Origin of the sequence: Dietzia massiliensis, assembly GCF_018390595.1 — a bacterium.
GTDB lineage: Bacteria > Actinomycetota > Actinomycetes > Mycobacteriales > Mycobacteriaceae > Dietzia > Dietzia massiliensis.
Genome location: NZ_JAHBAV010000087.1, coordinates 1 through 7846, shown reverse-complemented (window position 1 = coordinate 7846; position 7846 = coordinate 1). Strand labels below are relative to the sequence as shown.

The 7846-nt window shown below is 65.7% G+C and carries 9 protein-coding genes and 1 pseudogene; 3 read left to right on the top strand and 7 right to left on the bottom strand.

Annotated elements, in window-relative coordinates:
- Positions 1 to 40 precede the first annotated feature (40 nt).
- The 3 genes from KHA85_RS15630 to KHA85_RS15620 form a co-directional block, all read right to left on the bottom strand.
- Positions 41 to 340 (bottom strand): hypothetical protein, encoded by a 300-nt coding sequence (locus tag KHA85_RS15630; protein ID WP_213186516.1) that lies wholly within the window; start codon positions 338 to 340, stop codon positions 41 to 43.
- Positions 341 to 442: 102 nt separating this feature from the next.
- On the bottom strand, positions 443 to 1645 hold the full coding sequence (locus KHA85_RS15625; RefSeq protein ID WP_213186515.1) for an O-antigen ligase family protein: 1203 nt from the start codon (positions 1643 to 1645) through the stop codon (positions 443 to 445).
- A 99-nt stretch (positions 1646 to 1744) separates the two neighbouring features.
- A complete protein-coding gene (locus KHA85_RS15620; RefSeq protein WP_213186514.1) occupies positions 1745 to 2371 on the bottom strand; it encodes a sugar transferase in 627 nt (208 codons plus the stop codon).
- 193 nt (positions 2372 to 2564) lie between these two features.
- Between KHA85_RS15620 and KHA85_RS15615 the strand changes: the two genes are divergently transcribed.
- Positions 2565 to 3701, top strand: coding sequence for a DegT/DnrJ/EryC1/StrS family aminotransferase (locus KHA85_RS15615; RefSeq protein WP_213186513.1), 1137 nt, complete (start codon positions 2565 to 2567; stop codon positions 3699 to 3701).
- A gap of 101 nt (positions 3702 to 3802) precedes the next feature.
- On the opposite strand, the gene KHA85_RS15610 is transcribed toward KHA85_RS15615, so the two are convergent.
- From KHA85_RS15610 to KHA85_RS15600, 3 genes are all read right to left on the bottom strand, one after another.
- The gene (locus tag KHA85_RS15610; RefSeq protein WP_213186512.1) at positions 3803 to 3979 is read right to left on the bottom strand and encodes a hypothetical protein; all 177 of its coding nucleotides are present in this window, start codon (positions 3977 to 3979) and stop codon (positions 3803 to 3805) included.
- A gap of 423 nt (positions 3980 to 4402) precedes the next feature.
- Positions 4403 to 5137: a GMC oxidoreductase gene (locus KHA85_RS15605; protein WP_308936973.1), complete on the bottom strand. Its 735-nt coding sequence runs from the start codon at positions 5135 to 5137 to the stop codon at positions 4403 to 4405.
- Positions 5134 to 5910, bottom strand: coding sequence for a hypothetical protein (locus KHA85_RS15600; RefSeq protein WP_213186511.1), 777 nt, complete (start codon positions 5908 to 5910; stop codon positions 5134 to 5136). Before KHA85_RS15600 ends, KHA85_RS15605 begins: the two co-directional genes overlap by 4 nt.
- An 88-nt stretch (positions 5911 to 5998) precedes the next feature.
- Between KHA85_RS15600 and KHA85_RS15595 the strand changes: the two genes are divergently transcribed.
- Positions 5999 to 6388 carry a VOC family protein gene (locus KHA85_RS15595; RefSeq protein WP_213186510.1) on the top strand — a complete coding sequence of 130 codons (390 nt, stop codon included), beginning with the start codon at positions 5999 to 6001 and terminating at the stop codon, positions 6386 to 6388.
- Between the two features lie 226 nt (positions 6389 to 6614).
- Positions 6615 to 7169, top strand: a complete 555-nt coding sequence (locus tag KHA85_RS15590; protein ID WP_213186509.1) for a hypothetical protein — start codon at positions 6615 to 6617, stop codon at positions 7167 to 7169.
- A 169-nt stretch (positions 7170 to 7338) separates the two neighbouring features.
- Here KHA85_RS15590 and KHA85_RS15585 read toward each other — a convergent pair.
- Positions 7339 to 7846, bottom strand: a pseudogene (locus KHA85_RS15585) (hypothetical protein); the annotation flags it as partial.

Below are 7846 nucleotides of genomic sequence, written 5' to 3'. Positions count from 1 at the left end.
CTTCGGCAGCGAAAAAAAGAGCCAACCTCACCGGGCACCATCATTTTGGTACTGACGCGAAGAAAATCGAGGCCCTGCGCATGATCTCCAGGTCCTCAGTCAGCCGCCGGTTCTCGGCCTTGAGTCGCTTGATCTCAGCGCTCTCCTCGGTGCTGACCCCGGGCCGGGCTCCGGCGTCGATGTCGGCCTGCACAGCCCACCTCCGGACCGTCTCCTTGCCCAGCCCCAGACGTCGGCCCACCTGGTCACAGCAGGCCGTCAACGACGAGTACTCACCCCGATGCTCGGACACCATCCGCAGCGCCCGCTCTTTGACCGCGGGATCGATCTTCTTCGGCATACAACCATCCTCCTCGACTCAAAAGGAGGCGGCGGGAAACCTGGGGCGGTTCAGTCGGCCCTTTGAAACCGGTCGCGCCTGACTACGAGGCCAACCAAATGCCTACCCTCGATCAGGCCGCCTGACGTACACCCCAGTGTCCACTATTCGGGGGTCACGCCCCCTAGACGTTGGCCCTGGCCCGTCGTCACGGGTCCGCACTCGGTGGATAGTCCATGCTGCAATCCCGGCGGCGAGAAACAGGTGTAGGCCACGATTCGAATTAATGTCCCCAGACACGGCCGCGTTACTGACCATGAACACCGACAGCGCAAGAATCGCGGCCTCGACGCCCGTGGTCGACGTCTTGTACTGGCCGACAAGCGCGTAAATCGTGTAGCCGGCAAACCCGACAAGACCGAGAATCCCAGCCTCGACCGCTACTTCAGCGTACACATTATGCGGATAAAGAAGATTGGTGCCAATTGGATTAAGCCACATTTCCAATCCGCCCCAACCAATCCCGAACGGCCAGTCGCGGAACCGTTCCCACGCGATTTCAAGCATCCACACACGTGCCTGAGTGGAATTGTCCTCAAAGGAGCGGAACCGATCCGGCAGGTATTTCGCTGGGTCGAAGAACTGGAACACCAGAAGGGTGACCGCCGCGCCCGCAAGGGCGGTGATCGCGGACGCCCGAGTTACAGCCAGTCCGATAATGATCGCTATGACCGCACCGATGAATGGGCCTCGCGACCCACTTAAAGCAGTCAGTGTCAAGAACCCGACACCCACTATGAGGAACGGTATGGACGAGGTGCGACGTCGAAAACCCAGGACAATGAGCGCCACGGCGGCGGCACCGACCGCACGACCGTAATTCTGATAGTTCGAACCCTCTGCACTTAGCGTCAGAATCGATTCGGTACTCGGAGTTACGTACTGCAAAAGCGCGATGAAACCACCCCAAACGGTCACGCAGAACAACAACTTGGACCGCACCTCCGGCAACGCCAACAAGATCGCGCCGGCCCCCACTACGAGCGGAGTCATCGTCAGAAGTTGGGAGACCTTACCATCTGAGTACGTGGTTCCACCGGCTGAGTAGATGAACCCAGCGATCATCGTCAGCCATAGGGCGATGGGCATCAAAATCCCACGAAGCGTCCAAGGCCGGGTGACGACAACCACTGCGGCGCTCACCGCTGTGCCGGCAGCTCCGAGAAGGATTGGACTGACCGGAAATCCAAGTTGGGTTAGAGTCCCGGCAGCGTAGCCACCAAACGCAAGCAGAGTCATTGACGCAGCGGCGAAGAGGGCAAGCACGGACCGAGTGTAGGTGATGTGGCGAGTGCCCAGTCAGGATCACTGGACAGCTACCCTCACCGAATCACACATGAACCGCCCCAGGTTCCCCGCCGCTCCCTATGTGGGTTGCAGCTCTCGATTGAGAGCGGCGTAGTAGCTCTGCTCGAACTCGACGGGCGGGACGTAACCCAGGCTCGAGTGGAGCCGGTCATTGTTGCACCACTCGACCCATGCAGCGGTCGCGTACTCGACGTCGGCGAGCGTCTTGTACGGCCCGTCGTGGAAGATCGACGAGCGGATGGTCTCGGCGAGCCCAGTCAATCCGGGACGGACTGCGTGCCGTCTAGACTGCTCAGGCGTGTAGCGGGACAGGTACTCGACCAGAAGGGGGCGAGGGCCCACCAGCGACATGTCCCCGCGAAGGATGTTCCACAGACTTGGCAGCTCGTCCAAGCTCCAGTCCCGCAGCCTTGAACCCAGGGGGGTCATTCGCTGGTCGTTCGACACGATGCCCCGGGCCGGATTGGGGTTGAGCATCGTTCGGAACTTGACCAGCTCGAAGATCTCTCCGTGACGGCCGGGACGGTTCTGTCGAAACAGGATCGGCCGACCGAGACGCAGTGCCACCACGATGGCTAACATCGCCATCAGAGGTGCACTGACCACTAGCGCTGTACCAGCGACGATGATGTCGAAACCGCGTTTGGTGGTGTCGAAGATAGCGAGTCGTACTTGTCGGCTCACAGTTACTCCATTGATCGCGTTGACCCCGTAGGAGGGGGAGTGGACAGACTAGTGGGCAAGAGCCACTGACTGCTCTGCGGCCGAGTAGCTTCGAGAACGACACTAGTCCAGCAGAGAAGCTGAAATAGTCTGTTAACTGCCTTCCGCATCTCTACCCCTGCATCGAACCAGACTCACCTTGAAAGGCTCCCACATGGCCCGCATCTTCATGTCCAAGGCTACCGTCGGCCCAGAAGAAGAGCAGGCTCTGCTCCGGGCCATCCGGTCCGGCTGGGTGACGCCGCTCGGGCCGGAGGTCGATGCGTTCGAGGCGGAAATGTGCCAGCGCATCGGTGTGGAACACGCGTTGGCGTTGTCGTCTGGTACTGCGGCGCTTCATCTCGCGCTCCTCGAACTTGGAGCCGCGCCGGGCACCTGCGTCGTACTTTCGTCAATGACGTTTGCCGCCACGGCCAACGCCGTGGCCTATACAGGTGCCGAGGCGGTGTTCGTGGACTCGCGAGAGTCCGACGGAAATGTCGATTCAGAACTCATGCTGGAGGCTATTCGGACTCTCCAGAGCGAGGGTCGGGAAGTCGTCGCGGCAGTGCCGGTGGACCTGTTCGGTCGATGCGTTGCCTACGACGTCCTCGAAACGGGCCTCGCTGAGCTGGGGGTGCCGATGCTCGCCGACGCCGCCGAGTCGCTAGGGGCGCAGTTCCGAGGGAAGCCAGCCGGCGCCTACGGCCGCGCGGCCGCACTCTCGTTCAACGGGAACAAGATCATGACCACATCCGGGGGCGGGATGCTGGTCTCGAACGACGCCGAGCTCATCGACCGTGCTCGCTATCTGTCGACGCAAGCTCGCCAACCAGCGCAGTGGTACGAACACACGGAAGTCGGATACAACTACCGGATGTCCAACATCCTCGCGGCGATCGGCCGCGCGCAGCTGGCCAAGCTCGACGACTTCATCGTCCGACGTCGACAGATCAGGCGTATGTACTCGGAGGCGTTTGCGCGTTTCGAAGGCGTGCGGTTCCTTGGCTCCGTCGACGAACTGGACGGGACCTCCGACAACTACTGGCTGACCGCGATCGATCTCGGGACCGAACATGGGGTGACCGCCGATGACATGGTGGCCCACCTAGATTCTCGCGACATCGAAGGCCGTCACGCCTGGAAGCCCATGCATATGCAGCCGTTGTGGGATAACTCGCGAGCGTTTGTGAATGGGGTCTCCGAGAAACTGTTCAGCCGAAGCGTGACTCTGCCCAGCGGTTGCGGATTGACAGACGGCGAAGTAGAGCGGGTCATTGATGCCGTTTCTGACAAGCTCGACCACCGCTGAGCATCCGACGGATGGTGCAGTTGTCGGGCGAGCGGGGCTCGGGATGGCGGTCGTGTCGATCCGCTCGGACGGGGCGGTGGCGCGGTGCTCGGTGGGGTTGCTCATCGTGAGCGGTGCCTCGTTGTGGATCTGGGAAGCGCCTGCTCGACGTAGTCGCGGTCCCGGTGGCCGGTGGTGTCGGGGGAGTGGGCGCGGAAGTAGTCGTTGAAGTCCGGGCGGTAGAGCAGCGCCAGTTTCGCGATGCCCACGAGTGCCACCGCGAGGAAGGTGAGCGACATGAACGTGGGGTGCGCCGCGGCCAGGATGAGTTCGCCGCGGCCTGAGGGCCACCGCGCTCCAAAGTCCGATGACTGTGCTGCCAGCCAAAAATAGTGCTGTGAAAGTCGCTCGACCGGCGCGCGAGCCGGTGAAGGTGGATACCGCGATCGCCGCCCACGCCGTGGCGACCACGAACGAGGTGTCGATGATCCAGCCGGCCGACGACGCCGCCAGGCCCGCCGCCGGGTCGTCGGGCTCCGCGGACTCACGGGCTGAGTCAGCCGGCTCCGCGCACCCGGAGGCGGCGGGTGATCGGGGCGGAGGTGAGCCTGGTCGTCGTCCCGATTCCCCCACCCGCACCACGGCGAACGGGCCGGCCCCTGAGGGGGTGGGCGCCCGTCGGCGTCGCCTTTGCGTACCGAACCCGCTCGGACGCGCCTCGCCTACTGCAGATCGTCGGCGACGATCGCGTCCATGTTCCGCTCGGCGAATGCGGTGATGGTGACGAACGGGTTGACGCCCACGTTGCCCGGGACGAGGGAGCCGTCCACCACGTAGAGGCCGGGGTATTCGTGGAGGCGTGCGTGGTTGTCGGTGGCCTTGCCGAGCAGGCAGCCGCCCAGTGGGTGGTAGGTGAAGTCGTCGCCCCAGGTCTTGTACACACCGAACAGGTCGGTGCGGTAGACGGTGCCTTCCTTCTTGTTGATCTTGTCGAAGACGCGCTTGGCCATGGCGATGCCCGGCTGGTTCTGGGACACGCTCCAGGTCAGGTCCACCTTGCCGGTGGCGGGGTTGAACTGGAAGCGGGCCCGCTCGGGGTTGTTGGCGATCGCCAGGTACAGGCTCACGTAGGTCTCGAGCCCGGCCGGCAGGGGAGCGATCTCCGCGAAGATCGACGCGGTGGGGTCGGCCCAGTTGTCGATCCCGAGGGTGGGGATGGTCGACTGCTTGGAGCCGGTGGCGTCCCACATGTGGTTCGCGCGCCCGACCATGATGTTGCCGTTGTTGCCCCAGCCCTCGCCCACCTGGTTGGACAGGTTGGGCAGGAGGCCCTGCGCCTTCATCGACACGAGCAGCTTGCTGGTGCCGATGCTGCCGGCGGCGAAGAACACCATGTCCGCGGTGACGTTCTTGGTGGCGATCACCGTGCCCTGCTCGTCGATCTGCTCGATCGTCACCCGGTACCCGCCCCGGTGGCCGGCGCGACGGCCGTGACCCGGTGCAGCGGCGAGATGGTGAGCCGGCTGGTGGCGGCGGCCTGGGCCAGATACGTCTTGTCCAGCGACTTCTTGCCCGCGTGGTTGCCGTAGATCACGTCGCCGTCCAACGCGGAGGCCGGCGCCGTCCCCGCCGCCTCCCGCTTCATGTAGTCGAAGTCGTAGACGTTGGGGACGAAGGTCGTGGCGAACCCGGAGCGGTGCGCGGTCTTACGGCCCACGCGGGCGTACTGATACCAGGGGGGCGACTCGAACCAGGTCTGGTCGACGTGGTTCACACCGAGGGCGGCGTTCGCGCGCGGGAAGTAGGTGCCGTACATCTGGGCCGCGTCGACGTTCGAGAGGATGTGCTCGAAGTGGCTGCGCTTGGGCGTGACCGCCATGCCGCCGTTGACCAGCGAGCCGCCGCCCACGCCGCGGCCCTGGTACACCTTGATCCCCGAGAACTTCTCGGCGTCGAGGATCCCGACGTAGCGCTCCACCTTCTTGTTGATCCCGAAGCCCATGAAGTTGCTGACCGGCTGGCTGGTGGTGTCCGAGAGCCACGTGGAGCGCTTGTCCGGATTGAGCATCCCCGAGAAGATCTTGCCGTCCGGCCCCGGCGTCTCCCAGCTGCGGCCCATTTCCACGATGTGGGTCGTGATGCCCGCCTGGGTCAGGCGCAGCGCCGCCAGGTGCGGGTCGCTTCGGGCGGCGGCGGGTCCTCGTCGTCGTCGCCGATTCCCAGAGCGCACCGGGGGAGCGCCCGAGCTCCGGCCGCCGGGAGGAGCCTCGGTCCGTGAGTGCTTGAGGCGCCTGGAGTGCAGGTCGTAGCGCGGTGCCATGGCTGGGATCACCGCGCGGCGTGTGGTCGTTGCACTCGACTGCCCCGACGCTCGAGAGCTCGCCGAGTTCTACGCAGCGATGCTCGGCTGGCGGATTCGCGACGACGCCGAGTACTCGGACTGGGTCGACGTCGTGCCGCCGGAGGGCGAGCCGGGCGCGGTCGCGCTCGCGTGCCAGACCGTCCCCGACTTCCGCGCGCCGACCTGGCCCGAGGGGCCGGTTCCCACGCAGGTGCACCTCGACTTCTACGTGGACGCGATCGCCGACTCCGAGCCGGCCGTTCTCGCCGCCGGCGCCCGCCGACACGGCAACCAGCCCAGCCCCGACGGGCGGTTCGTCGTGTACCTCGACCCGGTGGGGCATCCGTTCTGTCTCTGTGAGGAGTGAGGCCGGGGCCGGGCAGGCTCGGTGCTCGAGCACTGGTGGGACACGTCTGGGCGTCCGAAGTGCAGCAGTGTTGACATCGAACCGGGAAACTCGCTTATTTGCCGTTTGCTCAGTGCATGATCGGTGGGATGCTCCACCCAGCCGGGCACTGACGAAGGGCCCGCAATTGAGTGCACCTACCCACCGACATCGCTCGCATGCCTCGAGGCTGAATGTGGTCGGCGCCGTGTTGTCGACGCTCGTCCTGGTGGCCGGGTGCGGGGTTGAACCGGCGACTGACGAGCCGACCAGCACGGAGACGACTTCGAGTTCGTCGACGCGGACCACCTCAAGCAAGACCACCACCACGACCGTCGAGCGGACGCCGGAGACGGACGCCTCCGCGACCGAAGCGCCGGCCGCGGCAAATCCCACGGCAGCCGGGCCGACGCTCGTCCAGTGCATCTACGGCGGGGGCGCGTGGACGGACAGCGGCTTGCTGAGTGACGGCTCCCACGGGTACCACCCTCAGTGCGCGGCTCTGCGCAGTGAGCAGCTCGCCGAATACCCGTACCAGTGCCCGCAGACAGATCAACAGGTGGCCGACCTGGCGGATTGCGCCAATTCGAGCAGCGTCACTGTTCCGTCTGAGACGCAGAATCCGTCCGAGGTTGAGGCGCCCGGGGTGACGGCTGAGCCCGTCGAGCCCTCGGTCGAGCCGACTTCCGAGCCAGAGACCGGGGACGCGCCGGAAGCCAACCCGTGCGAAGCCGGTGATACTTCCGAGGCATGCCTGGAGTAGCCGTTCCCGTCCTCGGACATTCGAGGCGACTCCGGCCCAGCTTGCCCGCGCGTCCAGCGACTGGCTCAGCTCCCTTGAGGGCTGACGCTGCCAGACCGGCGGCCGTTGGCGGTTGCGGGCCGGTCGGGGGTGGTGGGGCTCGTCGTCGCCCTCTTCTGATGCTCAGCCGTCAGAGCGCGGGGGCGATCGGCTCCTCGCGGGACGGTGCGGTGGTCGGGGGTGCGAGGCTCGGGGTGGCGGTCGTGTCGATCCGCTCGGACGGGTCGGTGGCGCGGTGCTGGCTGGGGCTGCTCATCGTGAGCGGTGCCTCGCTGCGGGCCCGGGGGAGCGCGGGCTCGAGGAGGTCGCGGTCCCGCTGGGCCGTGGTGGCCGGGGAGTGGGCGCGGAAGAAGTCGTTGACGTCCGGGCGGTAGAGCAGCGCCAGCACCGCGATGGCCACGAGCGCCACCGCGAGGGAGGTGAGCGACATGAACGTGGGATGCGCCGCGGCCAGGATGAGCTCGCCGCTGCCCAGCGCCGCCGCCTGAGGGGCCACCGCGCTCCACAGCCCGATGACCGTGCTGCCCGCCAGGAGTGCGGTGAAGATCGCCCGGCCGGCGCGCGAGCCGGAGAAGGTGCAGATCGCGATCGCCGCCCACGCCGTGGCGACCACGAACGAGGTGTCGATGATCCAGCCG